Here is a 23300-nt window from a genome sequence, read left to right as displayed (position 1 = left end):
AGATAAAATGACAGAAACAGAGGATATTTATGAATTTACCGGAAGCTTTTATAGAAAAAATGAAAATGATACTGGGAGATGAGTTTGACGATTTTTTAAAAAGTTATGATGCACCCCGCAATTTTGGGCTGCGTGTTAATACGGCAAAACTCTCTGCCGGGGAATTTGAACGGATTGCCCCCTTTCACCTGACAAAGATCCCCTGGGTGGAAAACGGCTATTATTATGAGGAGCAGGATACACCGGCAAGGCATCCATTTTACTATGCAGGCATGTATTACCTTCAGGAACCAAGTGCCATGACTCCTGCATCAAGACTTGCAGTTGAGCCAGGGGAAAAAGTGCTGGATCTATGTGCGGCTCCGGGTGGAAAAGCCACGGAATTAGGTGCTAAGCTCAGAGGAGAAGGGCTTTTGGTTGCCAATGATATCAGTGCATCAAGGGCTAAGGCACTTCTGAAAAATGTAGAGGTATTTGGAATCCCGAATTCTTTTATCACAAATGAGATACCCGGAAAGCTGGCGGGGCAGTTTGAGGGATTTTTTGATAAAATTCTGGTAGATGCACCGTGTTCCGGAGAAGGGATGTTCCGTAAGGATCCGGCAGTTGCAAAAGTCTGGGATGAACAGAAACCGCTGCTCTGTGCAAAACAGCAGAAAGAAATCATTATGCAGGCGGCAAAGATGCTGCGCACGGGAGGTCAGCTGCTGTATTCTACCTGTACATTTTCTCCGGAAGAAAATGAAGAAGTGATTCAATATCTCCTGGAGGAGTGCCCGGAGTTTGAAATACAGGAGATGCCGGGATATGAAGGATTTTCCGGGGGGCGTCCAGATCTCGTGAAGACGGGTGGACATCCGGACCTTACTAAATGTATCCGGATCTGGCCTCACAAGATGTCAGGAGAGGGACATTTTATTGCGCTTTTAATGAAAAAAGAACCGTCTGAGGAAGAAACAGCGCAGAAATATGTGAAAGCTAATGGAGTAAAATTAAAAATATGCAAAGCAGACCGCACCATACTGAACGATTTCCTGAAAGATATCTCCATGGATATGGATATAAATTATGTAGAAGTCCGAAAAGGGCAGGTATATTATGTACCGGGTCTGTTAGGAGATCGAAAAGGTCTGGCTTTTCTGAGAAACGGGCTCTACCTTGGAGAATTGAAAAAAGACCGCTTTGAGCCCAGCCAGTCATTTGCAATGGCACTTCATAAGGGGCAGTATGTTTCCACCGTAAACTTTAACTGGTCAGACAGCCGTGTAGGAAAATATCTGCGTGGAGAAACTATTTATATTGATGATCTGCAAGTGAAGCATAGCAAAGGGTGGCAGCTGGTCTGTATCAATGGATTCCCGTTGGGATGGGGCAAGCTGGTAAATGGGACTTTAAAAAACAAATATCATCCGGGATGGAGGATGAAATAAAGAAATATGAGAAGGTATTGCAGGGCATTGAGCTTTGCAGTGCCTTTTTTTGTGCAATCAGACGATCGGTCTGCAACGATAATAAAATATAATACAAAAATCGTAAAAAAACATAAGTTTAAACTAAAATCCCGCAAAATCTCCAATAAAATCGTAATCAATGCAAAAATTATTAAACTCAAGAAAAAGTCAAATTTGTTACAATATCTATATCAAGCTGCAGATAATCAAATCAGGCAGAAAAGGAGATAGGTTTTATGAGGAAAAAGTTGTATGCGAAACAAATGATAGCCGCTTCACTGGCGGCTGCAATGGTTGTTACGAGTATACCCGTAAATGTTATGGCTGAGGAAGTGTCGGACAGCACGGAAAAGAAGATGATTGCAAATTTCACCTTCGATGGCGAGACACCTCTGGCAGGAGAAGGTGCGGCAGCAGTTCTGATGCGGGATTATACGCTGGTGGATATGGATGACGGGGGAAAAGCATTAAGCCTTGCTTCCTCAACCAAAGACTGGCTGAATGTAACAAAAGCAGACGGAACTCCTTTGCTGGCAGGGAAAGAAAATATTACCATTTCCTATGACAGCAGAGACGATGCGGACTCGGCAAACAGAGGCTGGATATTTTATGCGGCACTTAATACCAATGAGCAAAAGTATCAGCAGGAACATTATCTGGGCATTATCGACAAACAGACAAGCCTGGGAGTAGAACGTTATAACAATATCGGTAAGAGACCGGGCAATAACATTTCAGCACCTACTTCCTCTGAATGGAAGCATGTTGATCTGGTTGTAACAGAGACGGAAACCATACTTTATGTAAATGGTGTAGAAACTGCACGACAGCAAAGTGAATTTAAGCTTTCTGATATATTGGGAGCAGACGGCGGAGTACTGCAGATTGGAAAAGCGAACTGGGAAAAAGGGGAATACTACAGTGGAACTCTGGATAACTTTAAAATCTATGACGGTGCGCTGACAGAGGAGCAGATTGCAGATACCTCAAAAGCAGCTGATGTGGGACTGTTAGCGGATTTCACATTTGATGATTATGAAACCGGATTTACCGGGGGAGAGGCCTCCGCAGCAGCTGCATTGTTTACAGATCATGGAAGTGAATCGCAGGATATGGCACTGAGCCTGGATGGTGGCAGAAGCCGCAGCTGGCTTAATATTACCAAGGATGATGATACACCTTTATTGAAGGATCTTGAAGAAGTTACTATTTCCTATGACAGCAAGGCCGGGACAACCGGAAATGGATGGGCGTTTTTTGCAGCTCAAAGCGGGGCGGCACAGACCCCTAACTATGAAAAATATCTTGGTGTTATAGACAAAACGGACAGTATGAAGGTAGAACGTTTTTATAACGAAGGAACCAGACCCGGAAATGACGTTCTGGGAACCTCTTCAGCGGAGTGGAAGCATGTGGATCTGGTTATTCAGGAAAATGCTACAACTCTCTATGTAGATGGTGTAAAAAGCGAAAATACAAGCGATTATAAGCTGACGGATATATTGGGAGCTGATGGCGGAGTGCTTCAGCTGGGCAAGGCAAACTGGGGAAACGGAGAATATTTCGGAGGTCAGATCGATAATATCCAGATTTATAATTATGCCAGAACGGAAGACGAGATCAAGGATCAGGTAACGGCAGTCTACAAAGCTGGCAGCAATGGTACTCTTCAGGGAGTAACAGAAGAGAAGATCCCAAGAGGCGGCAGCACTACCGGAGTGGAAGCGGTTGCAGACGTGGGATATCACTTTAAAGAGTGGAGCGATGGCGTTACCGATGCGGTGAGAAAAGACGAGAATGTAACCGAAAGTTTCGAAGTAACCGCAACGTTTGAAAAAGATGAGGAGATACCAGATGAGAATCTGATTGCCAGTTTCACCTTTGATGACGAAGAAAACGGATTTGCAGGAGCAGGGGCGAAAGCAACGGTAAATGGAACACCGGTACTGGAAGACAGCTATGATAATGCCGGAAAGGCAATGTCCATAAGCAGTACTAACTGGTTTGGCATCGCCAAAGAAGATGAAACTCCCCTTTTAAAGGGACTGGATGAAATTACAATATCCTATGACAGCAAAGCATCCGGCAGTGGAAACGGATGGGCATTTTATGCAGCGCCAAATCTGAATGCCCAGGTAGGGAATCCTGCAAATGAACACTATCTTGGTATTATGGATAAGGCATCGGGACTTACGGTAGAGCGTTATAACAATACCGGAAAAAGGCCTGGAAATAATATTTCGGCAGGATCTTCCCCGGAATGGAAACATGTGGATCTGGTTGTTACAGAAGATACTTCTACTCTGTATGTGAACGGGGAAAAAGTGGGAGAACAGATCAGTACTTACAAGTTGAGCGACATTCTGGGTGAAAGCGGTGGAATTATTCAGATTGGTAAGGCAAACTGGGGAAGCGGAGAATATTATCAGGGACTCATTGATAATGTAAAGATTTACAATACGGCAAAATCTCCGGAGTTTATCAAAGAACATAGCTCAATTAAAAATCCGGAACCGGTTAAACCTGTTGCGCCGGATGTAGTGGAAGACGGCGGATTATTAGTACAATATGATATGAGTACAATTGAAGACGGAAAGCTAAAGGACGTCAGCGGACTTAAAAATGATGCGAATGCAGTTGGCATGACACAGGAAAATATCCTGGTAGTTGAGGAGGTTCCGGCGTTGAACTTTACCGGAAATAAAAACCAGTACATAGAACTGCCCATGCTGGAAGGTGTTATGGATGAGGAATTTACCATTGAAACAACGGTAAGTACATCCAATGGGGCATATCACTGGCTCTGGTGCCTTGGTTCAAAGGTAAAAGGAACCGGCAACAATTATCTCTATGTAGATCCCTGCTACAGCACAGGCTATGTAAGAGGAGGAATCAAAGGAGAAACAGAGGAACGGATTTTTGGCGGCTGCCACAGTCTTCCAAAAGACGGTTCCTATGGAACGATTACCATTACTTATAAAGATAAAATCCTGTCCTATTATCTGGATGGGGAGATTATAACAACCTTTAAGTTTAATACCAGCGTAAAAGAAATTCTGGAGAATGGAACCGAAAATAACGTTATGGGTTATATCGGACGATCTCTTTGGTCGGCAGATCCTGGTTTAAAAGCAAAAGTGGCAGACTTTAAAATTTATGATAAGGCACTGACCCAGGAGCAGATCTCCCAGACTGCCAGCCGGGATGACAGCGCAAAGGTAGCAGCAGCAAAAGAAGCACTGGATATCCCAAATGCTGATGATATACGTGGTAATATTACACTTCTGGATGAGCTGGAAGGTGCAGCGATTACCTGGTCCGGAAGTAATGAAGATGTGATTACCTCCAAGGCACAGAGTCAGGATGATATCGTAACACCTGCGGGTGTGGTTACAAGAGGGGAAGAAGATGAGAAGGTTACCCTGACCGCGCAGATCACCAGCGGAGATGTAACGGACAGCAAAACATTTGAGCTGACGGTAAGAAAAGCGGTGAAACAGGATCCATATGTTGCATATCTGTTTGGAAGTTTTACAGGAACAGAAGGCAAAGATACTGATGAGCAGATTTATTTTGCATCCAGTAAGGATGGATATTTCTATACGGATCTGAATGAGTGCAAACCGGTACTGACAAGCACTGTGGGTGAAAAGGGAGTACGTGATCCATTCATTATGCGTTCCGCAGAAGGAGACCGTTTCTATATGCTGGCAACCGATCTGAGCATTTATCACCGGGGAGGCTGGGGACAGGCAATGGGAACCACCACCGGAAGCAGGGATTTGATCATATGGGAATCTACTGACCTGGTAAACTGGTCAGAGCCACGGGCGGTGACAGTATCTGCTCCTACAGGAGGATGTGCGTGGGCGCCGGAAGCAATTTATGACGAGACAACAGGTGAATATGTAGTATACTGGGCAACCAATGATATGACCGATGATATCGGTGACGGCGTTCTTCAGATTTATTATGCGAAGACCAGAGACTTTGTTACGTTCACGGAAGCAAAAGAATATATAACCCGTGGAGCAGATCAATCCATAATTGATACAACCATGATTAAGGGTAACGACGGATATTATTATCGTGCATCAGCAGACGGACAGATCACATTGGAAAGAAGTACCTCCATCTTTGGAAACTGGGAAGTTGTAACCAATCTGGACAGCCTTGGATTAGGCGGGGATATGACCGGCAGGAAACTGGAAGGTCCGGAGCTGTTTAAATTTAATGACGGCACAACCTTTGGACTGTATAGCGACCAGTTTGCAGAAGGAAAAGGATATCTTCCGGTTATTACTACAGATTTAAATGATAAAACCGGAACGGCATGGAAGAAATTAGCATCTGATGAGTACTCTTTTGATACCCTGAAAAAACGCCATGGCACCATTCTGAATCTGACTCAGAAAGAGTATGATGCAGTTATGAAGGCATATGGGAAAGCAGAAGCAGAGGATGACGAAGATGCAGCAGTAACAGAACCATTCGCATATTATCCGCTGACAAATGATCTGAAAGACGGTACAAATAATGGATTTGACGGTGCCCTGACAGGTCAGGCTGACTTTGCAGTTAATGACAAAGGCGGCATTGTATTCCCGGCAGGTACGGCATCCGTAGGCAAGAATTATGTTAAGCTGGATGACGGTATACTTACAAAACTGCAGGATGCAAAAGAATTAACCGTTACGGCATGGGTACGTAATGATGTGACAAATACCAATTCTAATGACCGTTCAACTGTATTTGCTTTTGGAAGTGATGAGAAAAACGGATATGCGTTCTCAACACTGAACTGGGCAAGTGCCAGAACGACATTTATGTTAAACGGCAAAGAAGCCGGAGGCGCATGGGGAGCGCAGGACGGAACCAGTATTCTGGGGGATACACCCGGTAATCAAAAATCACCTCTTGGTTCCTGGTATCAGATCGCTGTGACAATCCGGGATGTAACCGGAGCAGACGGAACACCTGCAACAACACTGAAATACTACATGAATGGAGAACTGTTATGTACGGCAACGACACCTGCATCCATCTCCAGTCTGGGAACACTTACTTATGCTTATATTGGAACCGGCAACAACGATTCCTTTAAGGATTTCCAGGGTGGAATCCGTGAAGTAAAATTCGTGGAATCCATATTGTCCGGAAAGCAGATAAAAGAAAACTATGAGCAGGAAGATGCAAAATACCAGAAAACGGATGCGGAAACTGTAGCAGAAGTAAAAGAAGCTCTGACAATTCCAAATGCAGATGCCATCCTTGGTAATCTTACACTGCCGGCAGAAATGGATGGAACAAAAATTACCTGGACAAGTTCCGATGAGCAGGTTGTCAGTGCAAAAGAAGTTGTAAATGAAAACTATGACAATACCCCGGCGGGCGTGGTTAACAGAGGGGAAAAGGACAAAAACGTTGTTCTTACTGCTTTGATCTCCAAAGGTGAAGCACAGGATACAAAGGAGATAACTGTAACCGTAAAGGCAAAATCCGATATAACAGAAGAAGATTTTGAAGCTTATGTATTTGCTTATTTTAAAGGTGAGGGATCAGCTACAGGCGAACAGATATACTTTGCTACCAGTGAAGATGGCCTGCATTGGAAGGATATGAATGACGGGGAACCGGTGCTCAAATCTGAATTGGGAGAAAAAGGACTCCGTGACCCATTCATTATCCGTTCACCGGAAGGGGACAAATTCTATCTGATCGCAACGGATCTGAAGATTAACGGCGGCAATGGCTGGGGAGCTGCACAGACAGCCGGAAGCCAGAGTATTATGGTCTGGGAATCAACGGATATGGTAAACTGGTCCAATCAGCGTATGGCTAAGGTTGCCCTGGATGATGCAGGCTGCACCTGGGCACCGGAAGCTTTTTATGACGAAAAGACAGGAGAATATATTGTATTCTGGGCATCCAAGACCAGCGCAGACAACTATGGTGTACAGAGAGTGTACTACAGCAAGACCAGAGACTTCTACAGCTTTACAGAACCGGAGCTTTGGATAGAGCTTCACAACCAGGAAGGTAATGCAATCAGCGTGATAGATACCTCCGTGATTTCCGTCATGGAAAATGGTAAGAAAGTATACTACCGTTTTTCTAAAAATGAAGCTGGAGAAGATCATGATGTAAAGGGCGGCACTGGAAAATACACAATCGTGGAAAAGAGTAACTCCTTAATTGGCGGCTGGACCGAGGTAACATCCTTAAAAGACCAGCGCTATGTAGAAGGTGGAACCTGCTTTAAGTTCAATGGAGAGGACAAGTGGTGCCTGCTTCTGGATGACTTTGGCGGAGTGGGATATTATCCGATGATTACAACAGATCTGGGCAGCGGAGCATTTACCAGACTGGACAGCAGTAAGTATTCCTTCCCGTCCACCATGCGACATGGTACCGTTATGTCACTGACCCGTCAGGAGTATGACGCTATCCAGAAAAAATGGTATGATGAAGCGTCCGTAAATACGGAAGAAGAAGAAGAAAATGCAGTACTTAAATATAGCTTTGAAGATGCTGCCGGCAGCAATACCATAAAAGATGATTCCGGAAAAGGCCATGACGGCAAGATTTATGGAAATGCAGCTTATGTAGAGGATCAGGTAAAAGGAAATGTTCTGTATCTGAACGGTACCAAGGGAACTTATGCGGAACTGCCACAGGGATTCTTTGACGGAAGAAATAAGATGACCATTTCAATGGATGTGAAGGCAGAAATGGTTGACGGAGACTTCTTTACGTTTGGTATTGGTAAAAACAGCAACAGATACCTTTTATTAAAAACACAGAATACACAATCCAGGGTATCGATAACCACCGGTTCTTACGGTTCGGAACAGACCGCCAGCGGAACGACATCTGCCATTAAAGGCAAATGGATGAATATTACTATGGTGGTAACACCGGATAAGATTACAGTTTATAAAGACGGAAAGCTTTTAGGAGAGCAGAAAGTTACGGTTAAGATGGCAGAGCTTGGCACCAACCTGTTTGCTTACCTTGGCAGATCCTTGTACAGCAAAGACAATTATTTCAAAGGTTATTTCGACAATATTGAAGTATATAACCGTGCAATGGAAGCAAAAGAAGTTGCGGATAAGTATGGTGAAAAACCTGCAGCAGAAAAATTCACCATTACTTACAAAGCAGGGGAACATGGCAAAATCAAAGGTACCGCTACCCAGATACTGGAAAAGGGAACGGTTGGCACCAAGGTTGAAGCTGTGGCAGATTCGGGATATGAATTTAGTAAGTGGAGTGACGGCAGTACCCAGGCGGCACGTACCGATCTGGCAGAAAAGGATGTTACTTATACGGCATACTTTGTAAAAACCCAGGTAACACCACCTACCGATGCACCGGAAACAGAAACACCGCCCACAGAGAAGCCGTCCCAGCCGTCAACAGAAAAACCGTCCCAGCCGTCAACAGAAAAACCTTCTCAGCCATCCACAGAGAAACCAAAACCGGCAACACCTGCGGCAAAAAGTGTAAAAATTAACAAAAGAAAAATAACAATTGGGCTGAAAGAAAAAGTAACATTAAAAGCTACTGTATATCCGAAAGGAGCTTCCCAGAAAGTAACCTGGTCCTCCAGCAAGAAATCAGTAGTAAAAGTAAACAGCAAGGGACAGATTGAAGGAAAGAAAACAGGAAAAGCTACGATAACGGTGAAAACAGCAAATAAGAAATCTTATAAGTGTACCGTAACCGTTCGTAAAGCTCCAAGTAAAATTTCTCTAAATACGAAAGACAGGAAATTAAAGGTAGGAAAGAGTTTCCAGCTAAAAGTAAATCTTCCGTCCAAGACGGCAAGCTATAACATCCGGTACTCTTCCACCAGAAAATCAGTTGCAGTTGTTTCTTCCACCGGTAAGATCACAGCCAAGAAAAAAGGAACAACAACAATCAAGGTAAAAGCATTTAACGGAAAGTATAAAAAGATAAAAATCAAGGTAGTAAAAAAATAAGAAACAGATGAAAGTAACACAACAGGACCCATGGCTGATAAAAGGCTGTGGATCCTGTTTTGCATTCTGATCAAAAGATTTCTTACAAAATACATAAAAAAACAAACCCTGTCACGGATAAACACAAAAAGATACAAAATAATCGAAACAAATGAAGAAATAACTCAATTGAATAATTATAGGGGTATGGGATAATTGATATATCAAGTGCGTGTCTGAAAAATCTGCCGCAAATTGTGACCCAAATCTTGCAGAAAGTATTTTTAAGATACGCTCAGCAGTTTTCAGATAGAAAAAGGAGGAAAAGGGTAATGAAAAAGAAAGTAATGGCAGGCATTCTAACTGCTTCCATTCTGCTTCAGGCGGGTATTGTTCCCGGAATGGAACTAAAATCGATGGCGGCAGGGAATACCGTTCCAAAGGAAACGGTGGTAGAAAAGAGTACGCTTGGAAATCCCATTCTCGGATTCGATGATCAGGAGAATCTTACCTATGGGGGAGATCCATCGGTCCTGGTAGACGGAGATACCGTGTATCTCTATGTGGGGCACGATGTGGCACAAAATGAAAGCTATGTTATGCCAAATTATCTATGCTATTCCACCCAGGACATGGAGAACTGGCAATACGAGGGCGTAATGATGGATATGACAGATGTATCCTGGGGCGACAATAACTCTGCCTGGGCAGGGCAGGTGATGAAACATAACGGCAAATATTATATGTATTTCTGTTCCTGGGATAATACGGCATGGGGGAAACAGTCTATCGGTGTGGCTGTATCGGACAGCCCTACGGGACCGTTTCGGGATATTGGTTATTCTATGATTAAGGGATACGTAACAGAACCAGAAACCAGTACCTGGAACGATATTGATCCTACAGCCTGGATAGAGACAGATGAAAATGGAGAAGAACATATCTACCTTTCATGGGGAAACGGACTTCTCTACCTGTGTGAATTGAACCAGGATATGATATCGGTAAAAGACCAGAACCAGGATGGAAAGATTACCATGGGAGATGATATCTGGCAGCAGACCATAGAAGGCATGGATTATACCTATACGGAGGCGCCTTATCTCTACCGCCAGCAGGATGAGGGCGGAAATTATTACGGACCCTATTATCTCTTCTTTGCGGCAAATTGGCGGGAAGGCATGGCATATTGCACCACCGATGATCTCACTGACGGAAAGTGGAATTTTGGAGGCCTGCTGATGCCCCCTACTGCCACTTCCAATACAAATCATCCGGCAGTATTTGATTTTAAGGGAAAAACATATTTTATTTACCACAATGGCTCCCTTCCTCATGGAAGCGGATTTCGGCGTTCCGTGTGTGTAGAAGAATTTTCCATTCAGGCAGATGGAAGCATTGACATGATCCAGGAGACTTCTACGGGCCTGACCGGAAAAGTCAGCCGCATTTATGACTATTCGGGAGTGCCGGTGGCACATGAGAATTTTGTGAACAGCTGGAACGATGGGTATTATCCGATCAGTGCTTCGGTAATGACCAGCCTCAGTGCGGAAATAGAAGATGCCTCCTGGGAGATTGTGCCGGGTAAGGCGGATAAGACGAAAGCATCCTATGTCTCCATTGAATCCTACAATAAGCCGGGACTGTACCTGTCTGCAAAAGGAGAAGAGACAGTGCTGACTCAGGATACATATGGAACTGCCCAGGAGGCAGATAATATGACTTTTCGTACCCTGGAAGGATTTGCAGGTTACGGAGTTACCCTGGAGAGCGTGGCTAAGCCTGGATATTATCTCGCCTGTGAGGATGGAAAGCTGGTATTGCAGACAAATCCAAATGAAAAACAGTGTACGTTTGTCATAGATACAGATGCAGATAAAAAACCGGAAGAACAGGCAAAGTTAAGCGGTATCCGTGTATTAAAGACCAAACGTACTTATCTTGTCGGGGATACCCTGAACACCAATGACCTTCAGGTAATGGCCTGCTATACAGACGGAAGCCGTAAAAAAGTAACGGGATTCAGTACGAATGCAAGTGCACTGGATATGAAGACGTCAGGTGAAAAACCTTTAAAAGTCAGCTATACCGATCAGGGGACAACCGCATCGGCGGATATTAAAATTCTGGTAGAACAAAAACCTTCAGCGTCCAGCGGGCAGGAAACTCCAAAACCGGTGCAGCCGCAAAAGACCATACCTAAAAAAGGTGCAGCTTATACAAGCGGGGGACTGAAATACAAGGTAACGAAATCAGCAGCCAGAAATGGAACGGTTTCTGTGACAGGAACTTCAAAAAAGAATCCGTCATCCATAAAAATTCCGGCTGAAGTAAAAATAAATGGATATGCATTTAAAGTAACCAGCATTCAAAGCAAAGCATTCTATAAAAAGACAAAAGTCAAAACAGTGACAATGGGAAAAAATATAAAGAGCATAGGAAAAAATGCTTTCAAAAATATCAATAAAAAGGCAGTATTTAAGATTCCTTCTTCCAGATATAAAACAATTAATAAACTGATCACTGCAAAGACAGGGTTTGAAAAGAAGACCATGAAACTGAAGAAGATTTCATAATGAGGGGGAGAATGAATATGAAGTTCAGAAAATTATTATATGCAGCTTTTACCGGAGTCATGGCTGTATCAACAGCTTTTTGTGTTCAGGCAGTCACAGCTTTAGCCCAGGAGCCAGATCCTGTGCCGCTGGCATATTATGACTTTAATGACGGAATGACTGAAGGTCCCCGGGCTATTGTAACGGGGCTTAGCGATTACAAAGGAGATGTAACATTTGCCCAGGGCCGGAGTGCAGAAGAAGCTGATCAGGCAATTGAGCTTGGCGAATATGGCTTGAAAATGAATCAGAAGAATATAGGAGAATCCTATACGATATCCCTGTGGGTAAAACCGGATGCCCCTATCACAGACAATAGTCCAATCCTGTTTCTTGGGTATCATTCACCGGAAAAATGGGTGGCTCTATCCGGCAATAAAGGGGAAAATAATTACAAGCTCTGGACCCGGGAAGAGGGCACCTCATATTCCTGGACAGTCATTGCCAAAGCAGACATCCCCTCCGAAGAATGGAGTATGCTTACCCTTTCCGGAAATGGAGAAGAAACAGCCGTTTACGTAAATGGTAAAAAGGTCGGCTATGGATTGGCATCCAGTGCCTTAAGCGGACAAAATCAGGATATTTATCTGGGAGTCAGTAATTGGGATGAAGAATTCAAAGGTCTGGCGGATGATATCAGCATTTATGATCAGGCGCTGACCGATACACAGATCCTGAAACTGTATGGAGACTTTTCTCCGGAGCAGATTCTGGGTGAGGAAGGCTTTCATGTACAGAAGAGCATCCTGCTTATGAAGGATGAAGCGGCAAAGATTAATGTCAGCCTTCCGGCAGGCGTAACACCGGAAGACGTAACGATTACCTATGAGTCTCTGGACAGCACTATAGCAGAAGTAAATGAAGAGGGAATGGTTACCGGACTCCAAAAAGGAAATACGCAGATTACAACTACGGTGAGTATCGGTGAAACAGCCAAAACAGAGACAACTGCGGTTACCGTAAATGACCCGGAAGAAGTAAATGAGAATCTGGCAGTTGAATATCAGATGGCATCTGTTGACGGCGACCGGCTGCTTGACATATCCGGACATGGGAATGATGGAACGATTATAAATCCGCAAGGCGTATCCTTTGATACGGAAAATGACCGGGATGTTATGCATATAACAGGGAAAAACAGCTATGTACAGTTCCCGGTATCCATTATGGATGATCTTGCCGATAAAGAGCAGTTTACCGTTGAAGCAACTTACAGCAGAAGCGGCGGTACGAACGCCTGGTTATTCACCCTTGGCTCTAAAGTCCGGAAAAGCGGAGCTAATTATATGTTCTGCTGTCCATCCTTTTCCGGCGGAAATCTTCGGGGAGGAATCAAGGACAGCAATACCGAAATTCTATTCCAGAATACACCGCTGAATAAAAATGAGGAATATTACACTGTATTTATGGTATTTGACCGGGGAACCATCACCCTCTATGTGGACGGAATTAAAATTGATGAAAAACAGACCGGTTACAGCATCATGGATGATGTAGTAACTCCGGGTACGGAAAATGACATACTGGGATACATAGGAAAATCCTGCTGGACAGGTGACGATAATTTCCAGGGCAAAATTTCATCCTTTAAAATTCACAATAAAGCCTTGTCCGATTTAGATGTGGCAGGAACAAATTCCGCTTACCGGGAAGCCATTCAGGAAAAGCTGGATAATGCGGTAACGGATAGCATATTGCTGGGAAGCAGAAATGGAAGTATGGATGCAGTAGCTTATGATTTAAAGCTGCCTTTAAAAGTTAATGCCATGGATGTAGTCTGGGAATCATCGGTGCCTGAGGTAGTGACGGGGCTGGGAAAAGTTAACAACCCATCCGCTGATACCCAGGTGGTTCTCACAGCCAGAATGGTTACAGCCGAAAAGTCATTTACCGTGAAGGTAAAGGCACTGAATCTAATAGAGCTCAATGCACTTGTACAGGATGCACGGTCTTATGATACGCCGTATTTAAGTGCTATATCCAGGAAACAGTTATATGCAGCACTGGAGTCAGCAGCGGGGATTGTTTCCCAGGGGGAAGCAGATGCAGCAGCCGCCATGTTAAAAAGGGCAGTGAAGAGTCTGCGCTTTGAGAACAGCTATGACAGTGTATGGGATACGCTGAAAAAAGCCGAGCCTGCTTCTAAAGTATCATTAAAAGTAAAGGGAACAGCAACGATATTCCGCCTGCCGGATCAGTTAAAAAATAGCGTTACCGTAAGCTACAGTTCCAGTGCTCCGGATGTGGTGAAATATGAAAATGGTACAGCAGTTGCACAAAAGGCAGGGTATGCACTTCTCACTGCCAGAGTTATCTCAGGGGCAGATGGATATCCGGTGGATTTTATAACGATAGCAACAGTTGAGGAAGAGAAACAGCCTCCAGCAGCAGTTGTGGATTTGTCAAAGGTGACTGCAAAATCCGCAAAGACTAAAATTGCAAAAGGATCTGCAACGAAGATAGCAGTCAGCTGTCCAAATGAAGTCAAAGCCAAAAATCCCAAGATAACTTATCAGGCATCCGGTGCAGTTACAGTAAATTCCAGTGGAAAAGTAACGGGAAAGAAAACCGGAAAAGGGACTGTTAGAGTAACGGTTGCAGTTGATGGAAAGAGTATTACACGATCGGTCAGTATATCGGTGGGTGGAATAACCGGAAAAAGCAGTGTAAAAGCAAAAAAATCAATTACCTTAAAAGTTGCCGGTATTTCAGGTAAAGTGAAATGGTCGGTAAATAATAAAAAATTAGCCCGGATATCGGCAAAAGGTAAAATGAAAGCTTTAAAAAAAGGCGGGGTTGTGGTAACAGCAAAGGTATCAGGGGTGACCATGAAGAAGACAATCAAAATAAAATAGAACTTCAGAGCTTCCGGAAATGATCTGCAGGTCTGCCTGTGGGCAGAAGCTCCGGCTTGCAGACTGGAGAGGATTTCAAAATTATGCTTTTATGGAAGTTCATTTACATTTGATGAGCAGTAAAGGGAGGAAAAGGTTGAAAGAAAATTATGTTATAGAAAGGATGCCACGGTGTGATTCTTTCAATCTGTTTTATTGTGGCAGTATTGCAGGCAAGCCTGCAATATACAATGGGTATAAAAATGAAAAATAAAATATATAAAAAGATTTTGGCAGTGGTAACCGCGGTAGCAGTGGCGGCTACACCGATGTCAGGTACCGTATTTGCCAGCGAAAATACGGCAATCGAAATACAGGAACAGGATAGTGCAGCCATTACACCTGAGTCAGAAAAGCAGGACGGTGAATCGGCTAAGGAGACAGATCAATCGGAGGTTCTGTTACAGACAGAAAAACCACAGGATCAGCAGGACGTGAACACAGATCTGGATGAAGTTCTGGAACAGCCCGGTAATCAGAAACAGTCCGTGGAAAATAAAGCAACCGGGGAAATCTCCTCCACGGCTCTTAAGAACTATGACTTTACTGATTATAAGCTGTCATCGGATGGAAAGGCGCTTGAATATGACGGTCAGAAGCTTTTACTGGAGACTGTTGGAAGCGGAAAAAAACCGTCCTTGGTAAATGATGTATACAGGGGACAGGTGCTTCAGTTAAATGAGGCGGATTATAACAACCGCGGATATGCACTGCTCCCGGGAAATCCTTTTGCAGGGCAGGAGACGGAGAATGGCCTTACCCTCAATTTCTGGACAAAGACTACGGGCAAAGCAGGCGGTGACAGATGTCTGATAGACTTTGAAGTAGCACCTTCTACGGGTAAAAGAGCGGGTACATTTGCGGTGAACCAGCTGATGGTTTATTGGAATACCACAGACCAGAATACTTTTTATACAGATTTTTCCGTTGCCAGCCTGGGACTAGACCAAAAGGATGCATGGAAAATGGTTACCATGACAGTCACAGAGTCCGGAATCACTTTTTATAGCGACGGTGTGAAAAAGCAGCATACCATTACCTCCGGTTCCGAGAAATACGGGCAGATGATCAGCGATCTCACAGGAGGCCTTGCCGAAGATCCATCCGCAACCAATGTCCGTCTGGGCGCCAGCCTGGCAACATACTGGAAATGTGCCGGAGCTATGCTGGATGACGTTTCCTTCTATGGAAAAGCACTGACTGATGATGAAGTTTCTGCTCTATATCAGGAAACCATGGTGCCAATCCCCTTGGAGAGTGTCACTATTTCAGGCAAAAATACGGTGGATGAAGATAAAAGTATCCGCCTCAGCGTTACACTGCAGCCCGCATCTACAAATGTAGACAAGACAGTAACCTGGGTATCTGATAATCCAGAGGTACTTACGGTAGACGAAAAGGGTGTTGCAAGAGGAATTTCCGAAGGGACTGCACATGTGACAGCAATCGTTAGCGGTATGGAATCAGAAGCATTTGAAATTACAGTACATGGAGTAGAGTCAGTCAGGGAACTGCAGGAGGGATATTATGCAGCTGTATATTCCACTTCTACAGACTTCTATGCCTCCGCAGCAAATGTAGCCCAGGAAACCCGCAGTGTCTACATGGCTGTGAGCAAAGACGGAAAAAACTTTGAAGTTCTGAACAATGGTGGTGCAGTGATTTTCTCCAAGAATACCAATGGCACGCTTCAGGTTACAGATCCCCGTATCTTTAAGACAGAAGAGGGATTTACAGTGGCGGCGCCGGATGCGACGTCCTCCAGGGGAATCCATCTGTTTACTTCCACAGATGGAGTAGCTTATTATGATGACATTATGGTATCAGAAACTGAATTAAATGCATTGCCATTGAAACGTTCTAATTTTACATTAATGCTGAATGGGGAAAATATATTAGACACAGATGAGCAGATCACCCTTGGAAATGCGGTTTCCCTGACAGAAGAAGAGTACCGGTATATCGTAAATAAACTGGGGACAGTTGTAAATAATGGACTGGAGTCCCTGACCGGCTTAAATGTAGATGCGCAGCAGGGGCTTACGGAACAGGAGCTGGAAAAACTGTACCCAAGTGTTAATGCAGTTTATACAGACGGATCCAGTCAGAAATTCAGTATCGACTGGGAGGGAGCGCTGCAGGGCATCAGCTTATCCCAACCGGGAGAGTATACATTAACCGGTAAGGTGGTTCAGACCCAGTATATCAATAAATTAAAAGAATTAAATGGAAGCACCCTTCCGGAAGATGATCCGGAGAATGCAAATCCGGATGATCCGGATAATTATAATGAAGAAACCGGTACGGTATATTACGATGAGACAAAATTCGTGGAAGGCATGGCGGATCCCTGCATTTACTGGGATGAACAGAGCGGATATTATTATATGACCGGTTCATATTTCCCGGAGGATCAGGATCAGATTGATTCAAACGATCAGCTGGAACAGTATGACCGTGTAGTTTTAAGACGTTCTAAGACACTGGAAGGGCTGCAGGACAGAAGTACCCAGGTAACCGTCTGGAAGGCCGGAAACCAGGGATTCTATGATGGAGCAGACTACGCCTCCAGAGGATACCGCTATATCTGGGCACCGGAAATACACAGAGTGGGTGATAACTGGGTTATCTATTTCACAGAAAGCCACAGCAGTAATTTATTTGATATCTATTGCCATGCACTGGTACTGCCCGGAGACCGTGATCCTTATGAAACTGCATTACAGGCATCCGGTCAGGAATCCGAATGGACAGACTATAAACTGGGTGTAACTTCAGAGGTATCGGAAAATCCGTTTAGCAGGTCCTTCTGTCTGGACATGACTTACTTTAAAGATGAAGTGAACGGACAGTCCTATGTAATCTGGGCAGGCAAACCTACCGCAGCTTATCAGGGCTCCAGTACTGATTTATTTATAGCCAGTGTGGATGAGCAGCAGCCATGGCTGGTGACTTCAGAGCCTACCCGTATTACCTGTTCTGATTATGGATGGGAACGGATCCGTTATTGCGTAAATGAAGGAGCAACTGTTTTACAGAAAGACGGCAATATATTTATGTGTTACTCTGCATCCGGAACCGGGTCAGAATACGCCATTGGTATGTGCAGTGCAAAAGGAGGGGAAGATTTGCTGGATCCAGCCAATTGGACGAAGAGCCCTTATCCGCTGCTTACATCAAGGGATGTAAATGGAGAAGAAGGACCTGGACACAACTCCTTTACGGTAGATCAGGACGGGAATGCGATCTTCGTATACCACGCAAGGCCAACTTCCCATAATTACCGGAAATGCGGTTCTGATTATAATGGTAATAACAGCTCCTATAACGGAGAGCCACTGAACGACCCCTGCCGCCATGCAAGATTAAAACGCGTACATTGGACAGCCGACGGCTCACCTATATTAAAAATGACCTATGAAGAAGAATTACTGGATGCATACAGTACCGTATCTTTAAAGGTAACCGTAACCAAAAAAGCAGAAGAAAAGGTAACAGTAGAGTACGTGGCACAGACGGGTGGAAAAATCAGCGGAACAGCTGTCCAGACCATAGTGAAGGGCGGTTCCACAACTGAAGTAACGGCAACGGCAAATACAGGATATACCTTTACCGGATGGAGTGACGGAGTAAAATCGGCAAAGAGAAGTGACCGAAATATAACAGCATCCAAAAAGCTGACAGCAAACTTTACGAAGAACCAGACTCCGCCCAAACCGCCGGTACCGGAAACGCCGAAAGCATCAAAAGTGACACTAAACAAAACAAAAATCACCATTGGAGCCAAAGAAAAGGTAAAATTAAAAGCAGCAGTTAAACCCGCAAATGCATCTCAGAAAGTTACCTGGAGTTCAAACAAGAAGTCAGTAGTGAAGGTGACGTCAAAGGGAGAGATCACCGGAAGAAAGCCTGGAAAGGCTACGATTACAGTAAAGACAGCAAATGGCAAAAAGAGTTACTGCAAGGTCACTGTAAAAAAAGCACCAAAGGCAATTTCAATCAGTACAAAAACAAAGGATCTGAAGAAAGGAAAGTCCTGGAGGATAAAAGTAAACTTCCCATCAAAGACAGCCAGTTATAGGCTAAAATATAAATCTTACAATTCATCAGTGGCTGTTGTTTCATCAACCGGAAAAGTTACTGCAAAGAAAAAAGGAAAAGCAACCATTAAGGTAACTACATTTAATGGTAAAAGTGCTAAGATAGTAATCAATGTAAAGAAAAAGTAATAAGTGTAAAACACGCGCTAGAGCGTGTTTGAAAATTGCTACACATTGGTCATTTTAACCAAATTAATATTGAAGCGATACACAAAAATCCCAGATAGGTGAATGCAAGTTTGTCATAGCGGGTGGCAATTCTACGAAATGCCTTTAGCTTTAAAAAGAGTTTTTCTATCAGATGCCGCTCTTTATATAGCCACCAATCGCAATGACGTTCAAACTTTGCTCCCTTTCTTGATGGAATTGTTGGTTCACCACCTTGCTCATAGATATAGTCAATCAGTTTATCACTGTCATATCCACGATCAGCAAGTATGTTACTTCCTTTTAAATTTACATGTTTCAATAAGKGAATCGCGAAATTAATATCGTTGCGTTGTCCTTCACTGATCATTAAATACACTGGATTTCCATAAGCATCCACAATGGCGTGTATTTATGTACTGCCTCCGCCCAGGCTGTGTGCTATTTCGCTAGAAGGCCCCCTTTTTTTGCACCTGCACTATGTTGGTGCGCCTGAACGATAGATGCATCTAACGAAAGTTCTTCCAATGCGGCTTCAAGGCTTAGAACGCGAAAAATATTATCCAGTACGCCAGCATCAATCCACTTACGAAAACGGCTGTATACACTTTCCCATGGCCCATAACGCTCAGGAAGATCACGCCATGGGGCTCCGCTTCGCGCCAGCCAAATCATTGCATTAAGCATGGTACGGTTTTCTTTTGAGGGACGACCTGGTTTTCCTGTGTTTTCAGGAGGAAGTAAAGTTACTATATGATTCCATTCATCATCTGTTAATTCATATCGTCTCAACATATAAAACACCCCTTTTTCTTTATTTTACCATAAAACGGGGATGCAAAACATTTGTTTTGTGCAACTTTTAATTTTCAAACACGCTCTAGGGGTTCCAGCTGAATTCTGGGATAGATTTGAAGATTTATATAGAGAACAATTAAAAGAACAGGGAGAATCTGAGGAAGGATAATATGAAAAGATTAACGACGATTCCACAAGCGGCATTAATAAAATGCTGCAATTGCATAGAAAAATCAAACTGTTACGGTGATTTTTGTTGTGATGAAATAGACAAAGCTCTTGAACGACTTAGACAATACGAAAATACTGAATTGGAACCTGAAAACATAAAAACTGCAAAAGTATTAGCCGTTCAGTTTCTAAAACAGACAATAGAGGAAAATGAAAAGTCTATGCATATGGGATGTATGGACGGAATTGATGTTACTGCTATTAGAAGTGCTAACGAAGAGTTGGAAAAAATGCTTTTAAAACTAACAGTTGGTTATACGGTAAATTAAAATTTAACTAAGATAGGAGGACAGAGATGTGCGCACATGAACCTGGGTTCTCTTTATAAAATATGATACAAATACTAGAATTGTTCGGCGGGATAGGATCACCGAGAATAGCATTAAGAAATTTAGGGATTCCAGTAAAAGCAATTGATTATGTGGAAATAGATGAAAAGGCGGTAAGATCATACAATGCAATGTTCAGTGAGGAATTAAATTACAAGACACAATCCGTAGTAGGTTGGAATTTAAAGCCAGATATTTTAATACATGGTTCACCGTGTCAAGATTTTAGTATTGCAGGACATCAAAAAGGGGCGGATCAAGGAAGCGAAACCAGATCCAGCCTTATGTGGGAAACTATCCGGATCATACAGAACATGGGTGAATGGAAACCTAAATATGTTATATGGGAAAATGTGAAAAATGTGTTGTCGAAACACATGAAAGCAAATTTTGATCGATACTTATCAGAAATGGAGAAATTAGGATATGTAAGCAATTATAGTATTCTGGATGCAAGAGATTTTGGTTTACCACAGGCACGGGAAAGAGTGTTTACAGTATCAGTTCTAAACGGAGAAAAATTCACTTTTGATGACTTGATTAGGACACCAATGAAAGATTTAACAGAGTTACTAATAAGTAATGAGGAAGTTCCTGCGGTATACGATGTGACGCAGCCTAGTGTATATTCTGCTATTGGAAAAACAGGCATAAAAAGAGCAACGGTAATAAAAGAATTCGCATATACAATAACAACAAGGCAAGACAGAACACCGGCACAGGTTATTGACTGCGGGAATGGTCGGTTTAGATACTTAACAGAATTGGAGTGCTGGAGGCTGCAAGGATACAAAGATCAAGATTTCTACAAAGCAAAGACGGTTCAAAAAAGAAATGGAAGGTACTACACAGCACTATATAATCAGGCTGGAAATAGCATACCGGTTAATATATTTGAAAGCATTCTAAGAAAAATTATTTTAGGAGAAGTCCATAGAGATTAATTTAAAATTTATCCGACGATTGTTGAGTGTCGGATAGTTAGGAGAAGTCATGAAGGAGGATATTACATATTGTAGTAAAAATAATTGCTGTTATCTCCGATGTAAGAGAAACCAGAAGCATATTAAGCAACCGGTACCGCACAGTTTTGCAGATCTGGATCGCACGTATCTTTGTTATAAAAAACGTAATGGGGTTGGTGGAATTGTCACACAACAAGATTAAATCATCGGTCGTAGCCGGGAAAGAGGCAGAGAATGCAAGTAGAAATAAGAAAACCTGACACAATTCAGTTTTATATCAGGATGGATAAAGAAGATGAGCTTTGTAAGCAATGCATGTGGGCGAGAGTGACGTTTGATAATAAAAATTGGTCGATGATGGCGCAATCAGATGCGGGGGATTATTCATACAGCTGGTGCGTGGAATCAGGCGGGAGAACATTTCTTGAATTGATGCAACAAATAGATAGTTATTATCTTCTGAGTAAGATTTCAGACAGGACTGTGTTTGATTTGGAGGAAACAAAAAAGACAGTTATAGACTGGATTTCTAATGAAGAACAGTCAGAACGGATGATAAAAGAAGTCTATTCAATTGATACATGCAGTGAAAAGGAATTCATGAATTCTTTAGATAATATAGATGGGATGGAAGAATATTCTGACCTGTGGGAGTGCATACAAACTGATTATCCAAGCGGGGCGAAAGTATTTGCAAGGGTATTTACGGAGGTAATACAGCAGGAAATCAGAAAATATTTAAAGGCGCAAACTGAAATTTAATAACATAGTTAAAAAATTTTTAATGAAAGGAAAAGGAAATGGCAAAAGGAATAATAAGATGTAATATTTGTGGGAAAGAATTTGATGATTTCGATGAAGATTTTGAATTTGGAGTACATTGGAGAATCGGATTTGGTTCCCAACATGATGGAGATAAAGTGGATTTAGACTTATGTCCGGAGTGTTTTGACAAATTTATACATAAACTAAGAAAGAAATGTAAAATTGATCCAATTGTAGAATGTTATTAATATGCAGAAAGTGGGCGGTAGAAATAGAATTTGGGTACGAATTTGTGGAAGCAATAAAAAATTACACCTTGGATGATAAAAATCTGCGACTATGTATGTTCAAGGAACTCTCTGACAATGTGACGAACGATAATTTTAAAACAAGTCTAAATGATGAGATTGACAGCATTTGCAGAAAAAATGAATTGTGTCCAAGGTGTTTTGGAGAACTTGAAATTAGCAGCCACATGGAAAGCAGAGGTGAATATTTTGGATTCCCATCAATGGAAACTATATATTCCAGAAAATGTACAAGATGTGGAAGAATGATAGAATAGCGGAGGAAATAGAATGAATAGAGGAATGAAGATTAATTTAAATGAAGTAAGTAAAGCACAGGAATTTGTAAAGCTCTGCAGTACATACGAGGATGATGTAAACGTATATTCAGGCAGGTACATTTTGGATGGGAAAAGTATTATAGGAATTTTTTCGGCAGATTTGTCACAGACGGTACAAGCAGAAATATTAACTCCAGATAAGGCGGTTGCAGATGATTTTTATACAAAAATATCTAAATATGGGGTGAAGTGATGGAAGAGGAGCGGGTACAAGATGATTGGTTAGCAAATCATCCAGCATGTGAAAAATGTGGAGGAGTTATGTATCCAATGAGTGAGCGGTATGATTTGGATTTTCCAGGATTTACGGACATGTGGTACGAATGCTTAAATTGCGGAAATACGGTTAGCAGGTAAGTATAAGGGGCTCTGGCTAGATAACAAAAAGCTGGAGCCAATGAAAGGTTTTA

At 42.8% G+C, this 23300-nt stretch carries 12 protein-coding genes and 1 pseudogene; 12 read left to right on the top strand and 1 reads right to left on the bottom strand.

Annotated elements, in window-relative coordinates; translation table 11 throughout:
- Positions 1–29 precede the first annotated feature (29 nt).
- From QR40_RS28160 to QR40_RS28130, 6 genes are all read left to right on the top strand, one after another.
- Entirely contained in the window at positions 30–1430 is a 1401-nt protein-coding gene (locus QR40_RS28160) for an RsmF rRNA methyltransferase first C-terminal domain-containing protein (protein ID WP_044297776.1), read from the top strand.
- A gap of 257 nt (positions 1431–1687) precedes the next feature.
- Positions 1688–9436 (top strand): LamG-like jellyroll fold domain-containing protein, encoded by a 7749-nt coding sequence (locus tag QR40_RS31575; RefSeq protein ID WP_044297774.1) that lies wholly within the window; start codon positions 1688–1690, stop codon positions 9434–9436.
- 211 nt (positions 9437–9647) lie between these two features.
- Entirely contained in the window at positions 9648–9728 is an 81-nt protein-coding gene (locus tag QR40_RS33910; protein WP_394910253.1) for a DUF6783 domain-containing protein, read from the top strand.
- Positions 9729–9747: 19 nt separating this feature from the next.
- A complete protein-coding gene (locus QR40_RS30450; RefSeq protein WP_052431103.1) occupies positions 9748–11994 on the top strand; it encodes a family 43 glycosylhydrolase in 2247 nt (748 codons plus the stop codon).
- A 17-nt stretch (positions 11995–12011) separates the two neighbouring features.
- Positions 12012–14888, top strand: coding sequence for a LamG-like jellyroll fold domain-containing protein (locus QR40_RS28140; protein ID WP_044297773.1), 2877 nt, complete (start codon positions 12012–12014; stop codon positions 14886–14888).
- A 197-nt stretch (positions 14889–15085) separates the two neighbouring features.
- A complete protein-coding gene (locus tag QR40_RS28130) occupies positions 15086–19156 on the top strand; it encodes a family 43 glycosylhydrolase (RefSeq protein WP_152614306.1) in 4071 nt (1356 codons plus the stop codon).
- Between the two features lie 49 nt (positions 19157–19205).
- Here QR40_RS28130 and QR40_RS31180 read toward each other — a convergent pair.
- Positions 19206–19969: pseudogene (locus QR40_RS31180) on the bottom strand (IS5 family transposase).
- Positions 19970–20142: 173 nt separating this feature from the next.
- Between QR40_RS31180 and QR40_RS28115 the strand changes: the two are divergent.
- From QR40_RS28115 to QR40_RS28090, 6 genes are all read left to right on the top strand, one after another.
- Positions 20143–20472 (top strand): hypothetical protein, encoded by a 330-nt coding sequence (locus tag QR40_RS28115; protein WP_044297770.1) that lies wholly within the window; start codon positions 20143–20145, stop codon positions 20470–20472.
- A gap of 62 nt (positions 20473–20534) precedes the next feature.
- The gene (locus QR40_RS28110; RefSeq protein WP_044297769.1) at positions 20535–21476 is read left to right on the top strand and encodes a DNA cytosine methyltransferase; all 942 of its coding nucleotides are present in this window, start codon (positions 20535–20537) and stop codon (positions 21474–21476) included.
- 255 nt (positions 21477–21731) lie between these two features.
- Positions 21732–22259: a phiTE_072 family protein gene (locus QR40_RS28105; protein WP_044297768.1), complete on the top strand. Its 528-nt coding sequence runs from the start codon at positions 21732–21734 to the stop codon at positions 22257–22259.
- A 38-nt stretch (positions 22260–22297) separates the two neighbouring features.
- On the top strand, positions 22298–22510 hold the full coding sequence (locus QR40_RS28100) for a hypothetical protein (RefSeq protein ID WP_044297767.1): 213 nt from the start codon (positions 22298–22300) through the stop codon (positions 22508–22510).
- Positions 22501–22827 carry a hypothetical protein gene (locus QR40_RS28095; protein WP_044297766.1) on the top strand — a complete coding sequence of 109 codons (327 nt, stop codon included), beginning with the start codon at positions 22501–22503 and terminating at the stop codon, positions 22825–22827. The genes QR40_RS28100 and QR40_RS28095 overlap by 10 nt, the downstream gene beginning before the upstream one ends.
- A gap of 13 nt (positions 22828–22840) precedes the next feature.
- Positions 22841–23083: an HPr family phosphocarrier protein gene (locus tag QR40_RS28090; RefSeq protein WP_044297765.1), complete on the top strand. Its 243-nt coding sequence runs from the start codon at positions 22841–22843 to the stop codon at positions 23081–23083.
- The last annotated feature ends 217 nt before the right edge of the window (positions 23084–23300 follow it).

The organism is Robinsoniella peoriensis, from assembly GCF_000797495.1.
Lineage (GTDB): Bacteria > Bacillota > Clostridia > Lachnospirales > Lachnospiraceae > Robinsoniella > Robinsoniella peoriensis.
This window is presented reverse-complemented; position numbering and strand designations above follow the sequence as displayed.

Bases quoted from the DNA above. Each gene is read 5' to 3' on its own strand.
- QR40_RS28160 (WP_044297776.1), top strand. From the start codon at position 30: ATGAATTTACCGGAAGCTTTTATAGAAAAAATGAAAATGATACTGGGA.
- QR40_RS31575 (WP_044297774.1), top strand. From the start codon at position 1,688: ATGAGGAAAAAGTTGTATGCGAAACAAATGATAGCCGCTTCACTGGCG.
- QR40_RS30450 (WP_052431103.1), top strand. From the start codon at position 9,748: ATGAAAAAGAAAGTAATGGCAGGCATTCTAACTGCTTCCATTCTGCTT.
- QR40_RS28140 (WP_044297773.1), top strand. From the start codon at position 12,012: ATGAAGTTCAGAAAATTATTATATGCAGCTTTTACCGGAGTCATGGCT.
- QR40_RS28115 (WP_044297770.1), top strand. From the start codon at position 20,143: ATGAAAAGATTAACGACGATTCCACAAGCGGCATTAATAAAATGCTGC.
- QR40_RS28110 (WP_044297769.1), top strand. From the start codon at position 20,535: ATGATACAAATACTAGAATTGTTCGGCGGGATAGGATCACCGAGAATA.
- QR40_RS28105 (WP_044297768.1), top strand. From the start codon at position 21,732: ATGCAAGTAGAAATAAGAAAACCTGACACAATTCAGTTTTATATCAGG.
- QR40_RS28100 (WP_044297767.1), top strand. From the start codon at position 22,298: ATGGCAAAAGGAATAATAAGATGTAATATTTGTGGGAAAGAATTTGAT.
- QR40_RS28095 (WP_044297766.1), top strand. From the start codon at position 22,501: ATGTTATTAATATGCAGAAAGTGGGCGGTAGAAATAGAATTTGGGTAC.
- QR40_RS28090 (WP_044297765.1), top strand. From the start codon at position 22,841: ATGAATAGAGGAATGAAGATTAATTTAAATGAAGTAAGTAAAGCACAG.